The following is a 16,131-nucleotide window of genomic DNA, read 5'->3' on the forward strand; positions in this document are numbered from 1 at the left end:
CAAGTAATGCGATTGGGGTTAAATCGCACGTTGTAATGCGAGTCGGAAACCGTCCCCACAACAGCACTCTTCATTACAAAACAAAATTTACGAATTACGAATTACGAATTACGAATTACGAATTACGAATTACGAATTACGAATTACGAATTACGAATTACGAATTACGAATTATTTAATTACGTTTTTCTAACCTTTTAAAAACGGTGAGAACCAAAAAAGTCAGAAAAGCAGCGATTAATGCTAACTGCCACAAACCACAGCCAGCAGCAATTCCCAAAGCAGCCGAAACCCAAATAGCTGCTGCTGATGTCAGTCCGTGAATTTCAAGTCGCTGTGATTCTTGAGAAGATTGGCGCACAATTTCTCCAGCACCGAGAAATCCTACACCGGCTGCAATCCCCTGAATCACGCGGCTAAGTCCATCACGACTGGACTGTGACCCATCTGTTTGCATAATTATGAGAGTAAACACGGCTGAACCGAAACTTACCAGCATGTGAGTTCTTAAACCGGCTGGTTTACGGCTAATTTGTCGTTCTAAGCCGATAATTGCCCCAATAAGCAATGCAAGGCAGAGCCTGAAGCTGATATTTAACCAATCATTAGTTGCAAGGTAGTAATTGTTTGGCAATGCTTAGTCTGGGTAGAGAGTTTTATATATTAGTACAGCACGGTATAAATATAGGTACTATATATAAAAATTAACAAGACTTCCGGCAAAATCATATTGCAATACTGCGTAGGTTTTGAAGAATTTCAATATTTTTTACATTACTTAACTTACTTTGATTTCTTTTCGCCCACTTACTTATCATATTGGGATTCTAAGTAGGTAGACGTAATTAAACATATAATAAACCTCACCCTCAATCCCTCTCCTTAATAAGGAGAGGGAAGCCGGAGGCAGGGTGAGGTTTTATATTTAATTTGACAGGAGAGGGAAGCCGGAGGCAGGGTGAGGTTTTATATTTAATTTGACACACTTACTTATCAATTCGGGAATACTTTTTTTGGTACGATTTAATCTCTTACGTTGTTAAGATTATTTAGCAATAAGATATTATTTTGGTGAGAAATAAATTTTAAGTTTATTAAATAGGTTTTTAACTATTTCAAATGACTGAGCTATAAAATTTTACCTTAAATTGCTAGATTTAACCCATACACTCAATAATTAAATATAATATCGCCATCTACAACTCGCACAAACAACTAAATCCCTAATTTCAGGGAAGAGAGGCTAAATGAAGGAAAATATTTGATTTACAAAGGAGTTGAATTACAGAAATACATCGTGTAACTGGCAATTAACCAATAAGCTCGGCAAATTAAACGTAAATGCTGGAAACTCCTCCTAGTAGGGAGTCAGTGGATTTCCGGCTGATAACGGACTAGGAGAAAATGGCTATGGCTACAAATAAATAACTGACAACTAACAAATTGAGTGGACATCTACTGGCTAGACCAAATTAAACTACAAGACCGCGCCAAAGTAGGCGACAAAGCATTTTACTTGAGCAGAATGATGCAGCGTGGCTATCCGGTGGTGGCTGGTTTTGTGGTTTCGACAGAGATTTTGCGGCAATTTCTCGAAAATCTCAATAGTTCAGAGTCATTAGTGGCTGACTTACCCCATTCTTCGTTACACCTAGATGTAACTAATTGGCGTCAACTTCAGCAAGTAGCTGGTCGTTTGCGCCAAGAAATTCTCACTGCGGCTGTACCACAGGATTGGGTGAGGACAATTTTCCAAGCAGCTAGAGAATGGCAAACTAGCTGTTTAATTCTTCGGCCTACCTTGGCAGTATCAAATGCTACTCTAGGGACGAAGAATATATCTGGTTTGCTAGAGTCGGTGTTTTGCCAGTGCGAACCCGAAGCGATCGCTTATGCCTTAAAGCGTACTTGGAGCCAGATATTTCGGGCGAGAAGTCTACTATATTGGCAACGGGCAGGAATTAACCTGCAACAAATCAGTTTAGCAGTTTTGGTTCAACCTGTTGAGAATGCGATCGCTAGTGGTTTGCTGAAAGCCAACTCTTCTGGATGGGAAATTGAAGCTACTTGGGGATTAGGAATTGCGATCGCTCTTGGCGAAGTCCAGCCAGATGTTTACTACATTCAACAGGTAACCGGAGTTGTGGAGCAACAGTTGGGCAATAAAATGCTCGCTTATGGTGTGGATGATGCACCACCTGGAGCTTTTTCGCAACCTGTGCCAAACTCAGCTTTAACACCAGATCACACTTGTCTAAATACCTACCTAATTCAGCCAGCCAAACAAAAAGAGTACGCTTTACAAGAAGAATACATCCAACAAATAATTGCTCTAGGAACTCAACTGGTGAGTGAATTAGGTAAAAGCTTTACCATTAAATGGACTATCGCCGAGCAAAATACATCTGGCAAGCTCTACATAACACAAGTTAGTTCTCCCCAATCTGTAATTAACCACAGACACTTCATTAGGGGAATAGGGGCGGCTGGAGGACGGGTTGTGGCCAATGCTTTAGTAATTAATAATCCCCAACACAAACCCGAACAATTACCCAAGGGAGTGATTTTAGTAATAACAGCGATCGCACCTGATTGGTTACCATTGCTGCATCAAGTTGGTGGTATTATTACTGAACAAGGCGGATTAACCAGCCACGCTGCAATTCTTGCCAGAGAATTAGGAATCGCCGCAGTAGTAAACGCAACATCTGCGACAAGCTTAATTCAAACTGGCGAACGACTGCTACTCGATGGCGACAGAGGAGAAGTTTATCGGATCAAAACAGAAGGGGAAAGTAGGAGAGAAAAAGAGATAGAGAGGAGGAAACTGGGAGAAAATCCTCTGCATCCTCCGATCTCTCCATCCCCTCCTGTTACTTCTCATCTACCTATGATTGCTACCCAACTACTGGTTAACTTGAGTCAGTCTAGTTTGATAGAACAAGTGCAAAGCTTCCCCCTGGATGGAGTCGGATTGTTGCGCTCAGAATTGATGGTACTAAATATATTGTCTGGGCAACATCCTAATAGTTGGATTTTAGGCGGGCGGGAAGCAGAATTATTAGAGCTATGGTCTGAGCAGATTATCCAATTTGCCCGTGCTTTTGCACCAAGACCAGTTTTTTATCGTTCTTTAGATTGGCCGCAGGATTCACCATCATTGAGTGATAATTTACAATCTTCAACACAATCGATGTTGGGTGAACGTGGTACTTTTAGCTATTTACGAAATCCCGCAGTTTTTGAGTTGGAACTACAAGCTTTAGCGAGTGTCCAGCAAGCTGGTTACAGCAATGTAAATCTACTTTTGCCTTTTGTGCGGACTGTAGAAGAATTTGTCTTTTGCCGTCGCAAAGTTGAACAAGCTCTTTTAACTGAGGTGTCACAGTTTCAATTGTGGATAATGGCAGAAGTGCCAAGCGTCCTGTTTTTACTGCCAGAATATGTTAAGGCAGGTGCAGCCGGAATTTCTATTGGTACAAACGATCTGACCCAATTATTGCTCGGAGTGGATCGAGAGCAAGGACAGCTAGGAAAAGTATTTAATGAACGTCATCCAGCAGTTATGAGTGCGATCGCTCAACTGATCGAAATGGCTAAAAGTGCCGGTATCCCTTGTTCAATCTGCGGTCAAGCACCAGCCCTCTATCCAGAAATTATTGATAAGTTAGTGGAATGGGGCATAACTTCCATTTCTGTGGAACCGGAAGCAGTCGAGCGAACATATCAGGCGATCGCTCGTGCTGAACAACGCTTAATTTTAGCAGCAGCACGACGAAAACTCCATTAGGTAATTCCAACAAATAAATGATTCAATCTTGTGGAGTGGCCTGAAAAGCCATTGGTGTCAAGTTAACCTGAGATTTGTAGGTTGGGTTGATTGTAAAATAAACCTTATCTAAGTTGAGAACCGGAGTTTTCACCCTCTCCCTAAATCCCTCTCCCAAATTTGGGAGAGGGAGTTTGAAATTCTGGCTCCCCATTCTGGCTCCCCATTCTGGCTCCCCTTCTCCCAGATTTGGGGGATAGGTTGGGGGATGAGGGCAAATCCTTTTCATCATGGAAGAACTATAGGTTTCAAGATAGACGTGGTTTAATTGCGATCGCTCTCCTTTATATTTGGGTTATTTTTTCATAGTCAATCTGACCACTGTCAATTCTGAAGCTAATCAAATTTACAAATATATTCTGGTTTTCTAGGACATATTTTGTGTGCGATCGGGTTATTTTTAATATCAATAACAATCAAATGAGTCAGAGTGGACAAAGGCTTGATGTCGCTGATTTGATTTGATTTAAGTTCCAGAAAAATCAAGTTTTTCAGACTGGATAAAGGCTTGATATCGCTGATTTCATTTACAAAGAGATAGAGATAAGTCAAATTTTTCAGACTGGATAAAGGCTTAATATCCCTGATTTTATTTGATTCAAGCTTGAGGGCATTCAATTTTGTCAGAGTGGACAAAGGCTTGATGTCGCTGATTTCATTTGAGCCTAGATCGAGAAGAATCAAATTATTCAGAGCGGACAAAGGCTTGATATCGCTGATTTTATTTGAGTTGAGGCCGAGTATAGTCAAATTATTTAGAGTGGGTAAAGGCTTGATATCGCTGATTTTATTTGAGCCGAGGTCAAGTCCAGTCAAACTAGTTAGAGCAGACAAAGGCTTAATATCGCTGATTTTATTTGATCCCAGGCAGAGACTATTCAATTTTGTCAGAGCGGGTAAAGGCTTGATATCGCTGATTTCATTTGAGCAGAGGTCGAGTAAAGTCAAATTATTCAGAGCGGACAAAGGCTTGATATCGCTGATTTCATTTAAGCTGAGGTAAAGAGAAGTCAAATTTTTCAGAGTGGACAAAGGCTTGACATCGCTGATTTTATTTGAGCGCAGCCAAAGAGAAGTCAAATTAGTCAGAGCAAAGAAAGGTGTGATATTGCTGATTTTGTTGAAGCTGAGGTTGAGTTCAGTCAAATTAGTCAGAGTGGATAAAGGCTTGATGTCGCTGATTTTGTTAAAGCTGAGGTCTAGAGAAGTCAAATTATTCAGAGTAGACAAAGGCTTGATATCGCTGATTTTATTTGTATTGAGGTCTAGAGAAGTCAAATTAGTCAGAGCAGACAAAGGCTTGATATCGCTGATTTGATTGAAGCTAAGGAAGAGTTTAGTCAAATTAGTCAGATTTGACAAAGGCTTAACATCGCTGATTTCATTTGAGTCAAGGTTGAGTTTAGTCAAATTAGTCAGCTTTTGGTTAGCCTCATTGCAATTTTGAGTCTGGGCTGTTTCTAACAGTACCTCAACAGTATGTTTTGCCTGTGGAGGTAAAGTTGATTTCTGCTGACACCAATCTGTAAAGCTTTTGGGATTTTCTAGAGGAGCAGCAATACTTTGTGTGCTGTAAAATCCGAAAGTAAAAGTAAATATTGTGGCGATGCTTAATGTAAGTTTCATTGCATGATAATATAATTTTTATCGCATAATATTATACTTTTTGCTTATGCAATTACACTATCCAAGAATTACCTAACCTTAGTATAAAAAAGTAATCAAAGAAAAATAAGATTAACTATTTTTCGGTGGTCGCAATTTCTGAGAACCAATTGGGCCGAGAATTTGGTTAAGGCTACGCAATTGCTCTGCTGTACCCATACCAATTAAGCGATCGCCTGACATTAAAACCGTATCGCCAGTGGGACCACCGATTAAAGTTCCATCAGCGCGGCGAATTGCCAGAACTAATGCCCCAGATTGCGATCGCAATCTCGCTTTTTGCAAACTCTGACCCACAAAGGGACAAAAAGCCGGGTCGAGTAAAAATTCTTCCATATACAACTGACGGTCTGCACCTGCCAAAATTCCGTCTACAAAGTCCAATACTTGGGGTCTGAGAGCCGCAGCAGCCATGCGCTTCCCACCAGTAATATAGGGGGATATCACTTGATCTGCACCACCGCGTCGTAACTTCTGCAAAGCTTCTTCTGTACTTGCGCGTGCGATTATCCGAATTCCTGCATTCAGTGTTTTGGCTGATAAAACAATGTATAAATTTTCGGCATCGGAAGGAAGGGCTGCAACGAGACATATTGCCCGTTCAACGCCAACTTTCAGAAGTGTGTCATCTAAGGTAGCGTCACCTTGGTATGCTGTGTAACCTTCAGCTTGCGCCCTTTGTATAGATTCGATCTCCGAATCAATTACCACAAAAGGTACGTCTTCTGCTCGAAATTCCTTGGCAATTTGACGACCAGTCCGGCTAAATCCACAAATAATGTAGTGTTCTGTTAGGGATTCCATTAACCGCCTCTGCTGCTGTAGCCGAATTCCTTCTTGAAAGTAGCCTTGAATAATCGCTTCTGTAAATCTGTTGACAATGTAACCGATATTGATTACACCCAACAAAATCAGGGCAATTGTAAACAATCGTCCTCGGCTACCCAGTGGATGCGTCTCTCCATATCCCACAGTGGCTAAAGTGATGACTGTCATGTAAGCCGCGTCTTCCCATGACCAGCCCTCTACTAACGAGTACCACAAAGTGCCAATGATGAAAACGCCGCCAAGAGCGATCGCCCCAGCCATTAACTCCTTTTGGATACGTTGATATTTTTGCTCAAGGGTTGAGAATAAGGTAACAATAGTACTTCTAGCCTAATTTTTCTAGTTTTTTAGCATTCGTCCTTTTTAGTATATTTAAACTCAGTAAGTGGGTAAGAAGAAATCAAACTAAGTTACGCAATGTAAAATTAATTAAATTGACTTTGATTTTGGAAAAAACTCAATACACATCTATATTCCTTCTTGCCTTCTTGCTTGTTCCCTGTTCCCTGTCTACACAATGAAGTTTAGGAATCAAATCGAATTCCTATATCAGTTTCACTTTGAGGATTAACCGATGACTCAAGCCCTACAAAGAAAACTAGTTACGTTTGAAGAATTTATCACTAAATACCCTAACAACTCAAATAAACGCTATGAATTACATGATGGAGCAATAATCGAGATGCCACCACCTACAGGCGACCATGAGGAGATTATTTTATTTTTAATCGAGAGATTTATTTTAGAATATACCCGGCTCAAACTACCTTATGGCTGCCCAAAAACAGCGTTGGTAAAACCATCTGAAAGTGAATCCGCTTATTTACCAGATGTGCTGTTGTTGAACCGCCCCAATTTAGTCAATGAACCTCTGTGGAAAAAAGAATCCACTCTTACTCAAGCAGAGTCAATCCCTTTGGTAGTTGAGGTAGTAAGTACAAACTGGAGAGATGATTATTTCACAAAATTGGGTCGTTACGAAGAAGTCGGCATCCCTGAATATTGGATTGTAGACTACGCAGCACTGGGAGGCAGGCGATTTATTGGCAACCCTAAACAGCCGACAATATCGATTTATTCACTAGTTGAGGGCGAATACCAACTCTGCCTATTTCGTGGAAGCGATCGCATCCAATCACCCACTTTAAGAGAATTGAATTTAACCCCAGAGCAGATTTTTAATGCTGGTAATATCTAAACGGCATTTTGGAAAAGCTCAAAATGCCTGAAATCCTTATTCAGAGGCTATTTATTAGATACGACAGCATTACATAGATGGGCGATCGCTGCACAGAATGATAGAGTCCTCGTGACTCATGAATAACTCAGGACTACTTCCGTTTTTTCTTATCTAGTGCTTCCTGGATAGCGCGTCTACAGAATTCTGGAGGGTCATCTTCTGCTTTCACCTCTTCCTTCATTTCTTTGGTAACACGGAAACTAAGATTATCACTTAATTCTCTACTTGGTTGAGATGATTCAAAATTTTGAGGGTTCCCCTTGGGGTTAGGCATTGTTGAGATATATAAATAACGCTTGATTTGATGTATACAAGGAAATAGAGTTTAAATCGGTAGGTATCATCCCTGGAAAAGTTGTTACCTACCGATACCACTTTTACCAAGAGGTAATTCTATTTTATGTTCACGCGTTCCGAGTTAGAAATCAAAACCATCCCAGAATTACGCGACTTATGCCGCCGATACGGTATTAAGCCTACAGGAAGTGCAGCATACAAAGTCAGCTACATGACTTCTCTGATGGCATTTCCTCAGCTAGCACTCCAGCAGGTGAGAGAAGGAAGGGGATTAAAATCTCCTGGATTTAGTGTCATTCAATTTTTGGAAGGGGTGATAGATGAAATGAACTCACCCACAGATGAGCAAGCAGCACTGATAAAAATAACCTTGGAAGGTAGAAGGATGGCTTACCCCGATCGCTTTGACCAAGAGAACTTGCTGAATTTGCACAAAGCTAAGATGCACCTTGAGATAACTGTTGGCTTGCTGAGTCAATAGCGATCGACAAGATCCCCAACAACTTTTACGAAATCGGGGATCTGTGGCTTTCAATTCTTCAAGTGTTGAGTACAAAGTTTTTTCACCATCCCCAATGCAAAAACCCCGTCGTCATCACAAAGGCTACGGGGTGCTAAGGGAATTATGGGGTTTGAGTTCATGAATTGAATCCGACAGGCTGAGGGATGGTTTTGAGAGTGGTGTGTAAGGTAATACCCCAAGCCAAAATTCAAAATTAACCTATTCCAAATCAATACAGCATAAGCCTTTGATTGATTTGGAATGGGTGGTTTACTTTTGCCAAGCTGTACTAGATTTTATTCCCCTCATCTAGTCATCTATAAGTCTAGCGTTCTAAACTTTTTCAGCTTTTAAGTTAACAATGGTATCAGGGTCTGTTTGAGTGTAATTTATTTTATTACCCCCATCGAAGACAACACCGCTATAATTAGCGGTCGTTCCATCGGCTCTAGTGAAGCTTACTGTAAAAGTACAATCACTTTTCACTTGGTATGTACCTTGGACGGTAATATTGGTTGTTATGGTTCCTGCAATACTTCTAACCACAACACTTCCTGTTACCTTTCCCGTGCCATCATACTTATTTAAAGCATTTAATGCATAAGGCTGGGTTTTATTCAAAAATCCACCGCCCTGAACTGAATATGGTCCTTGTAAAGTTTTATTTGAGCAGACTTTTTCTGCTCTTGCCTGTGGGGTATTCAGAATAACTGAAGTGCCAAATGCTGATGAAATACAAAGCATTAACGTGGCGAAAGATGTGAACTTTTTCATTTGAAGTCTGTCCTATAAAAACAAATGCCTAGTTAAGTTAGATAACTTGTGCTAGCAGTTGAAATTATCCCATGAAGCGCTGGACATAATTAAAGGATTTTGTACTGAGACAATCCCACAAAACACAATTGTAAACGAAACCCAACGCCAAGCATTTTAAGGTTATGTAAGCGTTATCTTAAGAATAAGTACAAGTTGTGCTAGATAAAAAGTATTTTTGAGGAATTTCTAGGAAACTAGTAAATAACTATATAATGAAAAACTTTCAGGAGGAGCGGTAGTGAGCCTACAAACTCTCGTTGACCAAGCCACCATTCCCCCATCAGGGTCTGTAGCATCGAGTCCCTTTGATGCAGATAGCTTTAATGAAGCTGTCATGTCTACCTACGCCCGGTTTCCTTTAGCCCTAGAACGGGGCGCTGGATGCCGGGTTTGGGATACACAGGGGCGAGAATATCTGGACTTTGTGGCGGGAATTGCTACTTGTACTTTGGGACACGCCCACCCAGTTATGGTAGAAGCGGTGACACGCCAAATCCAGAAGCTGCACCATGTCTCTAATTTGTACTACATTCCCGAGCAAGGTGAATTAGCAAAATGGCTTGTTGAACATTCTTGTGCCGATCGCGTATTTTTCTGCAACTCTGGAGCTGAAGCTAACGAAGCCGCAATTAAACTGGCGCGGAAATATGCCCACACAGTATTAGACATTGAAAAACCAATTATTTTAACCGCCAATGCCAGTTTCCACGGACGGACTTTGGCGACAGTTACCGCCACTGCCCAACCGAAGTATCAAAAATATTTTGACCCCTTGGTTCCTGGGTTCCACTACGTAAATTACAACGATATTAACGCTGTGGAAGTGGCAATTAGCGAGTTGGATGAAGGCGATTATCGGGTAGCGGCGATTCTGATTGAGCCATTGCAGGGAGAAGGCGGTGTGCGTCCAGGAGATATTGCCTATTTCAAAAAGCTCCGGGAAATTTGCGACGAAACTGGTATTTTATTGATTTTCGATGAAGTGCAAGTTGGTATGGGACGCAGTGGCAAATTATGGGCTTACGAACATCTCGGCGTTGAACCGGATATTTTCACCAGCGCCAAAGGCTTAGGTGGCGGTATCCCCATCGGCGCAATGATGAGCAAGAAATTCTGTGATGTTTTTCAACCAGGGGAACACGCCAGCACCTTTGGCGGAAATCCTTTTGTGTGTGGTGTTGCACTCAGTGTTTGCCAAACGTTGGAACGGGAAAATATTTTGCAGAATGTGCAAGACAGAGGTGAACAATTGCGATCTGGATTGAAAGCGATCGCAGCGAAATATCCTCACCATATTGGCGAAGTTCGGGGTTGGGGTTTAATCAACGGTTTGGAGTTGCGAGCCGATATTCAATTAACCGCAGCAGATATCGTCAATGCTGCCATCAACGAGGGTGTATTACTCGTACCAGCCGGGCCAAAAGTAGTCCGATTTGTGCCACCGCTAATTGTCACAGAAGCAGAAGTAAATTCTGCCTTGGAAGCTGTGGATCGAGCGATCGCAACTCTCACAGCTTAGGCAATCTGTAAAATATAAGTTAAAAGGGCGGTTAGAAACCGCGTCTACACAATCAAAACCCACCTCCGTGGGTTAACATTGAGTTTTTCCTTAGTCCGCGCAGGCGGACGAAAGCCTGTGTAGCCGCGAATTCTATTCGCCAGGGCTTCTTCATCCTGGGAAAATTTCTCGATAAGCTTGCCGACACTGCTCATAATTGTCTGGCGAAATCTCGGCATTACCAAAACATAATTGCTCGTGAGTGGTAATTAAAGTTTCATAAGGCTGTATAGGAGTCAGAGACGATCGCAGCAATTGCAGATATTCTCCATCAGTGCGACTGAGTTTGTGGGGTGCGATAGCATTTTGATGTAACTGCTGCAACATCGCTAAATAGAGACAACGGCAAGCTTCACGATAGTTTCCCTGACGGTAAAATTGTTGCGCTCGCTCCAACAAAATGGCTATAGATGACTCATTAGAGCGAGTTTTGAGGCGAAAATCCGTCAAATTGCCACTTCTATTCAGCCAAGAATATAGATAAGGACTGAATTCTCGCCATAGTCGCCAACCCACCCAAGCGATAAATAAGCCTAGTACCAGCCAAAACAGGAATTTCAGCAAATCAGCAAGCCTTGGGCTAATCGACCATCCACTAGGCAATTCGGGCATTGCCTGTTCAAAGCGGTAAAACTGGTATTCCCACCATTCTCCCGCTTGTTGTTGAAATTGAGAAAGCTGCCAACTCCAGCTAGTTTTTTCAAAAGTATCTGTCATAGGGGGAGAGTGGGGACTTGTACTGAGAATTATGGGGCTTTGAGTTCTGTTTTCTCGAAGACATTTTTTAGTAGAGTTAAGCCTTCTTCAATGTTAGAAATTTGGTCTTCTGTAAGACCTTTGAGCAAGTCAGTAATATGAGCGCGAGTTTGATCTTGGGATTGCTTGAGATGGTGTTTTCCATCTTCAGTTAAATTGAGCAGCACCCGCCGCCGCTCTTGAGGATGAGCGCAGCGTTTTACAAAGTCGCGTTGTACTAAGCGTTCTATGGTTGCTGATGCCGTAGCAGAGGTGACACCTAAATGCTCTGCCAAGTCAGATAATGAAGCACCAGGATTCCGGTTGAGAAATGCTAGCGATCGCAACTGAGGTATAGATAAAAAAGCGGCACTATGGACACGCATATCCGCTCGGATAAACCGCATCACTAATGGAACTGTTTCCATTACTCTAGCGGCACATTCTTCGGAAGTTGCACCTTGATTAGGTTTATCCAAGGTCATGGGCTTGTTGTTCTCCTAGTTACATGGCCACCCGTGGATAAAGTTTTCCACCAATGATCGCCAAAATTATTAATGTTAATAAGAGAATTGTACAATCTGGACCAAAGCCATAGGTGCTAGTACCGTTTAATAGCATGGTGCTGCGTAAGCCGTCAACCTCATAAGTCAAGGGATTTAAATGGGAAATCAACTTTAACCAACTGGGCATCAACGAGATCGGATATATGGCATTGCTAGCAAAAAATAACGGCATAGTTAACAATTGTCCAATACCCGTCATCCTTTCTCGGCTTTTCACCAAACAGCCAATAATTAATGAGAAAATACAAAATGTTCCCGCCCCCAGCATGACTATCACTACCACTTGGAGAATAGCTAGGGGATGAAGATTTAGTTTGACACCTAATAAAAATGACAATCCGTAAATGAATATTACCTGAGATAAGCACCGTACCCCACATGCCAAACCTTTGCCCAAGAGCATCGCTATACGGGGTGTAGGACTAGCTAAAAATTTATGTACAATCCCTAAATCTCGCTCCCAGATTAGCGTCATTCCACCACTAAAAATTGCCACAAATAGAATACTCTGAGCCAAGATGCCAGCAGAAATGAAATCCAAATAGGGTAAATTTCCTGTAGGAATTGCGTGAGTTCGGGAGAAAACTTGCCCAAAGATTAGCAGCCATAATGCTGGTTGCACAGATCGAACTATTAAATCAGTCGGATCGTGGCGGAGTTTACGTATTTCCAATTCTGCGATCGCCAGGGTTTTTGTAACTAGCTCTTTAATTGCAGAGATCAAATTTCCTCGGACAGTGGGTGGTGCTTTAACCCAACCGTTGAGCAGTCCGTCTGGTTCTTGCTGTGTCACGGTAGTTCACTCCTGATGTTAACTGGTCGCCTGTATAGTGAATAAAGACATCATCCAAAGTTGCATTTGGGTTATCTAAAGAAGCTTTTAAGTCGCTTGGTGTACCTGTGGTAACGACTTCACCTTGCTGCATAATTGCCACTCGGTTACATAAACTATCCGCTTCTTCTAAAAAGTGGGTTGTTAAAAATATAGTTGTGCCGTAATCAGCACAGAGTTGTAGTACAAGCTGCCATACTTGAGTTCGAGCGATGGGATCTAATCCCACAGTCGGCTCATCAAGAAACAGAATTTGGGGTTGATGTAAAACTGATATGCCAATTTCCAGCTTGCGGATCATCCCACCAGAGTAGTTTCTGACCAAGCGTTTCGCTGCATCTTGCAAACCCATGTATTCTAGAATTTCATAGATGCGGCGATCGCGTCCTTTGGCAGGTATTCCATACAGCTTGGCAAAAATTAACAGATTTTCGTAACCCGTGAGACTACCATCAGCAGACAGCGCCTGGGGGACATAGCCGATAGCCCGTCTCACAGGATTAGATTCACGAGCCACATCATACCCAGCTAAGGTTGCTTTCCCTGCACTGATAGGCAGTAAGGTTGTCAACATCTTAATAACTGTACTTTTTCCTGCACCATTGGGGCCAAGCAGTCCAAATACTTCGCCCTGTTCCACAGATATGCTCACGTTATTAACTGCGGTTAACTTCCCAAAACGGCGTGTAAGTCCCTGAGTTTCCAAAATCAACGGTTTTGGTTCTTCTTGAGGTTGCGATCTATTTATTTTTCCCGTCAGTATTGTCACAAGTTTGATGCACTTCTATTAATTAGTAAATCTAACTATTAGCTTCTCAATAGATTTACCAGAAGTCAATAGACTTGTTACAGAAATCTGAATCAGAGTAAAAGGAAACTCAGTATAGTGGCGGCGAGGTTATTGATGGGCGAAATATCACTGACAATGATCGCAGTCTACCCATCGCCCGCAAGTTATTGATATCTTGTTCAAAATCCTCGACCCCACCCATAATGCACTAAAATTTGACGGCTTGCGAGTAGATGCTGAAATGCTATACGATTTATCCCTGCAAATCGGCTGGCTTGAGCAAGGGTTAACTTTTCTTTTTGAAAGAGCATGATCACAATTTCCTGCTTCATTCATTATCCTGAGTTCTTCCATTACCAGAGCCGTTTTTCCCGGTAATTCTTGGTTGGTGATTTTTGCTTCACCAAAAGGTATCAGTGTGAATACTGTGGCAAGTTTATTGATGGGGTAATTACCATAAATTAAATCTACCATCCAGTATTATTTTAGCAAATAGGATAAATAGCTAATGGATATTCAGGAGTACTTTAATGGGCTAATTAATAATCAGCAATTGAGTGAGATGCTCAATCAGCAGCACTATACCTTTGCCCATAAAATAATGCCTTATATTGTAGAAAATAACTTTCAAGAGTTAGTCACTAAAGTTATTAATAAATCTGCTCAAGACTGGATTCTACAACTTTGGAATAAGTGTTCTGATATCCAAAATTATAATTATACATCATTGATTTATCCGACATGTAATTTTACTAGGCATTCTGAGGATATTGGATTAATTTACATTGCTATGCCAGCACCTAGAGTAAGTCCAGAAGCAGCATATATAGCAATTATCTTTTTAATTGATGATGATTTACCATCTGATTGGTTACGAAGCTATTTCACTCTTGAATTAGGACTGGCTGCATCTGCATATTGGACGCTTGGAGAGTGGGATAATTCCAATCATATTAATTTAGGAAAATTTAAAGATAAACCCAATTTAAATAATTTTCTTACAACAGTTATTGCAGAAGGTGAAAGTAGATGGTGCTAATTTGAAAATCGCATCAAATCACTGTTGAAAATATGGAAGGCTCTAGTTCAACTAATCTAATCCCAAATGCAGCAAATGCAGTCGTAGATATTCGTAAACTGCGTGACTACTGCCTCAATCCAGAGCATGATGATGGAAAACATAAAGCTCGTCTCTTTTCATCAGTCTTAGGTATGACAGCAGACAATGCTGAAGAATTACGCCAAATTCTTTTGGAAACAGTCAAAACTCATCAAGTTCGCTTGGAACGGCGTGATGAATTTGGACAACGCTATACTCTAGATTTAACGTTGGAATGGCAAGATAGAAGTGCGACCATTCGCAGTGGTTGGATTATCGAAAAAGGTTCTGATATCCCAAGATTAACAACCTGCTATCCTCTGTAATATTTGAAGGTGATACAAGATGACTAAAAGTACAATCAAGTTGCTGGATGTAGTAGCACTGACAGTTGATTTACCTGAATACAACCTGTACCGTGGTCAAGTTGGCACAGTAGTAGAATTATTAGCTGGCGGTGCTGCATTTGAAGTGGAATTTAGCGATCGCTCTGGCCGCACTTATGAATCTATCGGTTTACGCCCAGAGCAAATTATGGTGTTACATTTTGAGCCAGCATCCCCTGATTCAGTCCCAGAAATGGTGTCAGTGTAATTGGTATAAAAACGTAGATGCTAATGATATTTAGTGATGGGCTAACCTTACGCACATAAATATAGAGAATCTAGCGATCGCTTATTGTATATTGTAATTTTGAGAGCGATACCAAGATAGATAGAAAGTAGAGAGCGAAATAATGCTAAAAACATTCAGAGCTTGGTTGAAAGGAAGTCGTTTAGAGTGGATTGATGATGTACCAACATTGGGAGAGCAACAAATCCGAGTTCATGTTACATTGCTGGAAAATGAATCGGTCATAGATAAACAAGCACGGGGACGAAGAATGGCTGAAATATTAGAAAAACTTGCTGTTAGTCAAGCTTTGAGTGATGTTGACCCCGTTATTTGGCAGCAAGAAACCCGTCAAGACCGTTCACTTCCGGGACGATAAAACGTGCTGCTCGATAGCAATATTATTATATATTCTGCTCAATCAGAAAACGGCCAATTGAGAGAGTTAATAGCTGAATATGCACCTGCGGTATCAGCACTCAGTTATTTGGAAGTGTTAGGCTATCATCTGCTTAAAGAGGAACAACGCCAGTATTTTGAGGAGTTCTTTCAAGTTGCTCAGGTTCTACCAATCTCTCAAGATGTGTTAAATCAAGCGGTAATTCTGCGACAACAGAAACGAATGACTCTAGGTGATGCAATTATTGCCAGCACTGCTTTAGTGTATGGACTAACTTTGATAACAAGAAATACAGATGATTTCCGTTGGATTACACAAATCAGATTGTGGAATCCGTTTGAGTCTGATAAACCTAGTTAAGA

19 protein-coding genes are annotated in these 16,131 nt (G+C 41.3%); 9 read left to right on the forward strand and 10 right to left on the reverse strand.

The features are described from left to right. Window positions 1-175: 175 nt before the first annotated feature. Complete coding sequence (locus tag V7K73_RS28895) at window positions 176-634, reverse strand: MgtC/SapB family protein (RefSeq protein WP_334885389.1); 459 nt, start codon at window positions 632-634, stop codon at window positions 176-178. A gap of 813 nt (window positions 635-1,447) precedes the next feature. Between V7K73_RS28895 and V7K73_RS28900 the strand changes: the two genes are divergently transcribed. Then, window positions 1,448-3,790 carry a putative PEP-binding protein gene (locus tag V7K73_RS28900; RefSeq protein ID WP_334885391.1) on the forward strand — a complete coding sequence of 781 codons (2,343 nt, stop codon included), beginning with the start codon at window positions 1,448-1,450 and terminating at the stop codon, window positions 3,788-3,790. Between the two features lie 375 nt (window positions 3,791-4,165). Here V7K73_RS28900 and V7K73_RS28905 read toward each other — a convergent pair whose 3' ends face one another. After that, window positions 4,166-5,455, reverse strand: coding sequence for a leucine-rich repeat domain-containing protein (locus V7K73_RS28905; protein ID WP_334885393.1), 1,290 nt, complete (start codon window positions 5,453-5,455; stop codon window positions 4,166-4,168). 111 nt (window positions 5,456-5,566) lie between these two features. Continuing rightward, a complete protein-coding gene (locus tag V7K73_RS28910) occupies window positions 5,567-6,583 on the reverse strand; it encodes a potassium channel family protein (protein ID WP_334885395.1) in 1,017 nt (338 codons plus the stop codon). Window positions 6,584-6,896: 313 nt separating this feature from the next. On the opposite strand from V7K73_RS28910, the gene V7K73_RS28915 reads away from it, so the two are divergent. Next, complete coding sequence (locus V7K73_RS28915; RefSeq protein ID WP_334885397.1) at window positions 6,897-7,520, forward strand: Uma2 family endonuclease; 624 nt, start codon at window positions 6,897-6,899, stop codon at window positions 7,518-7,520. Window positions 7,521-7,653: 133 nt separating this feature from the next. On the opposite strand, the gene V7K73_RS28920 is transcribed toward V7K73_RS28915, so the two are convergent. Beyond that, window positions 7,654-7,836, reverse strand: coding sequence for a hypothetical protein (locus tag V7K73_RS28920; protein WP_334885399.1), 183 nt, complete (start codon window positions 7,834-7,836; stop codon window positions 7,654-7,656). Window positions 7,837-7,962: 126 nt separating this feature from the next. Here V7K73_RS28920 and V7K73_RS28925 point away from each other — a divergent pair, with 126 nt between their 5' ends. Next, entirely contained in the window at window positions 7,963-8,340 is a 378-nt protein-coding gene (locus V7K73_RS28925; protein WP_334885401.1) for a hypothetical protein, read from the forward strand. 354 nt (window positions 8,341-8,694) lie between these two features. On the opposite strand, the gene V7K73_RS28930 is transcribed toward V7K73_RS28925, so the two are convergent. Then, window positions 8,695-9,135, reverse strand: coding sequence for a hypothetical protein (locus V7K73_RS28930; RefSeq protein ID WP_334885403.1), 441 nt, complete (start codon window positions 9,133-9,135; stop codon window positions 8,695-8,697). A gap of 280 nt (window positions 9,136-9,415) precedes the next feature. Between V7K73_RS28930 and V7K73_RS28935 the strand changes: the two genes are divergently transcribed. Further along, window positions 9,416-10,696, forward strand: coding sequence for an aspartate aminotransferase family protein (locus V7K73_RS28935; protein WP_334885405.1), 1,281 nt, complete (start codon window positions 9,416-9,418; stop codon window positions 10,694-10,696). A gap of 150 nt (window positions 10,697-10,846) precedes the next feature. On the opposite strand, the gene V7K73_RS28940 is transcribed toward V7K73_RS28935, so the two are convergent. From V7K73_RS28940 to V7K73_RS28960, 5 genes are all read right to left on the reverse strand, one after another. After that, window positions 10,847-11,452 (reverse strand): DUF4129 domain-containing protein, encoded by a 606-nt coding sequence (locus tag V7K73_RS28940; protein WP_334885407.1) that lies wholly within the window; start codon window positions 11,450-11,452, stop codon window positions 10,847-10,849. Window positions 11,453-11,481: 29 nt separating this feature from the next. Continuing rightward, the gene (locus V7K73_RS28945) at window positions 11,482-11,955 is read right to left on the reverse strand and encodes a MarR family winged helix-turn-helix transcriptional regulator (RefSeq protein WP_334885408.1); all 474 of its coding nucleotides are present in this window, start codon (window positions 11,953-11,955) and stop codon (window positions 11,482-11,484) included. Between the two features lie 19 nt (window positions 11,956-11,974). After that, complete coding sequence (locus V7K73_RS28950; protein ID WP_334885410.1) at window positions 11,975-12,829, reverse strand: ABC transporter permease; 855 nt, start codon at window positions 12,827-12,829, stop codon at window positions 11,975-11,977. Then, complete coding sequence (locus V7K73_RS28955) at window positions 12,786-13,637, reverse strand: ABC transporter ATP-binding protein (protein ID WP_334885412.1); 852 nt, start codon at window positions 13,635-13,637, stop codon at window positions 12,786-12,788. Before V7K73_RS28955 ends, V7K73_RS28950 begins: the two co-directional genes overlap by 44 nt. A 200-nt stretch (window positions 13,638-13,837) precedes the next feature. Then, the gene (locus V7K73_RS28960; protein ID WP_334885414.1) at window positions 13,838-13,990 is read right to left on the reverse strand and encodes a UPF0175 family protein; all 153 of its coding nucleotides are present in this window, start codon (window positions 13,988-13,990) and stop codon (window positions 13,838-13,840) included. 176 nt (window positions 13,991-14,166) lie between these two features. Here V7K73_RS28960 and V7K73_RS28965 point away from each other — a divergent pair, with 176 nt between their 5' ends. From V7K73_RS28965 to V7K73_RS28985, 5 genes are all read left to right on the forward strand, one after another. Further along, window positions 14,167-14,697 carry a hypothetical protein gene (locus tag V7K73_RS28965; protein ID WP_334885416.1) on the forward strand — a complete coding sequence of 177 codons (531 nt, stop codon included), beginning with the start codon at window positions 14,167-14,169 and terminating at the stop codon, window positions 14,695-14,697. A gap of 32 nt (window positions 14,698-14,729) precedes the next feature. Further along, on the forward strand, window positions 14,730-15,083 hold the full coding sequence (locus V7K73_RS28970) for a DUF6883 domain-containing protein (protein WP_334885418.1): 354 nt from the start codon (window positions 14,730-14,732) through the stop codon (window positions 15,081-15,083). Between the two features lie 19 nt (window positions 15,084-15,102). After that, on the forward strand, window positions 15,103-15,351 hold the full coding sequence (locus V7K73_RS28975) for a DUF4926 domain-containing protein (RefSeq protein ID WP_334885420.1): 249 nt from the start codon (window positions 15,103-15,105) through the stop codon (window positions 15,349-15,351). A 142-nt stretch (window positions 15,352-15,493) separates the two neighbouring features. Beyond that, a complete protein-coding gene (locus V7K73_RS28980; RefSeq protein ID WP_334885422.1) occupies window positions 15,494-15,748 on the forward strand; it encodes a hypothetical protein in 255 nt (84 codons plus the stop codon). 3 nt (window positions 15,749-15,751) lie between these two features. After that, window positions 15,752-16,129: a type II toxin-antitoxin system VapC family toxin gene (locus V7K73_RS28985; protein ID WP_334885424.1), complete on the forward strand. Its 378-nt coding sequence runs from the start codon at window positions 15,752-15,754 to the stop codon at window positions 16,127-16,129. Window positions 16,130-16,131 lie beyond the last annotated feature (2 nt).

It is taken from the genome of Nostoc sp. (assembly GCF_036916975.1).
Taxonomy (GTDB): Bacteria; Cyanobacteriota; Cyanobacteriia; order Cyanobacteriales; family Nostocaceae; genus Nostoc.

Excerpts from the sequence above, each read along its gene's own strand:
- V7K73_RS28910 (WP_334885395.1), bottom strand. The coding sequence starts at position 6,583 with ATGGCTGGGGCGATCGCTCTTGGCGGCGTTTTCATCATTGGCACTTTG.
- V7K73_RS28930 (WP_334885403.1), bottom strand. The coding sequence starts at position 9,135 with ATGAAAAAGTTCACATCTTTCGCCACGTTAATGCTTTGTATTTCATCA.
- V7K73_RS28920 (WP_334885399.1), bottom strand. The coding sequence starts at position 7,836 with ATGCCTAACCCCAAGGGGAACCCTCAAAATTTTGAATCATCTCAACCA.
- V7K73_RS28960 (WP_334885414.1), bottom strand. The coding sequence starts at position 13,990 with ATGAAGCAGGAAATTGTGATCATGCTCTTTCAAAAAGAAAAGTTAACC.
- V7K73_RS28975 (WP_334885420.1), top strand. The coding sequence starts at position 15,103 with ATGACTAAAAGTACAATCAAGTTGCTGGATGTAGTAGCACTGACAGTT.
- V7K73_RS28965 (WP_334885416.1), top strand. The coding sequence starts at position 14,167 with ATGGATATTCAGGAGTACTTTAATGGGCTAATTAATAATCAGCAATTG.
- V7K73_RS28925 (WP_334885401.1), top strand. The coding sequence starts at position 7,963 with ATGTTCACGCGTTCCGAGTTAGAAATCAAAACCATCCCAGAATTACGC.
- V7K73_RS28905 (WP_334885393.1), bottom strand. The coding sequence starts at position 5,455 with ATGAAACTTACATTAAGCATCGCCACAATATTTACTTTTACTTTCGGA.
- V7K73_RS28970 (WP_334885418.1), top strand. The coding sequence starts at position 14,730 with ATGGAAGGCTCTAGTTCAACTAATCTAATCCCAAATGCAGCAAATGCA.
- V7K73_RS28940 (WP_334885407.1), bottom strand. The coding sequence starts at position 11,452 with ATGACAGATACTTTTGAAAAAACTAGCTGGAGTTGGCAGCTTTCTCAA.
- V7K73_RS28980 (WP_334885422.1), top strand. The coding sequence starts at position 15,494 with ATGCTAAAAACATTCAGAGCTTGGTTGAAAGGAAGTCGTTTAGAGTGG.
- V7K73_RS28945 (WP_334885408.1), bottom strand. The coding sequence starts at position 11,955 with ATGACCTTGGATAAACCTAATCAAGGTGCAACTTCCGAAGAATGTGCC.
- V7K73_RS28915 (WP_334885397.1), top strand. The coding sequence starts at position 6,897 with ATGACTCAAGCCCTACAAAGAAAACTAGTTACGTTTGAAGAATTTATC.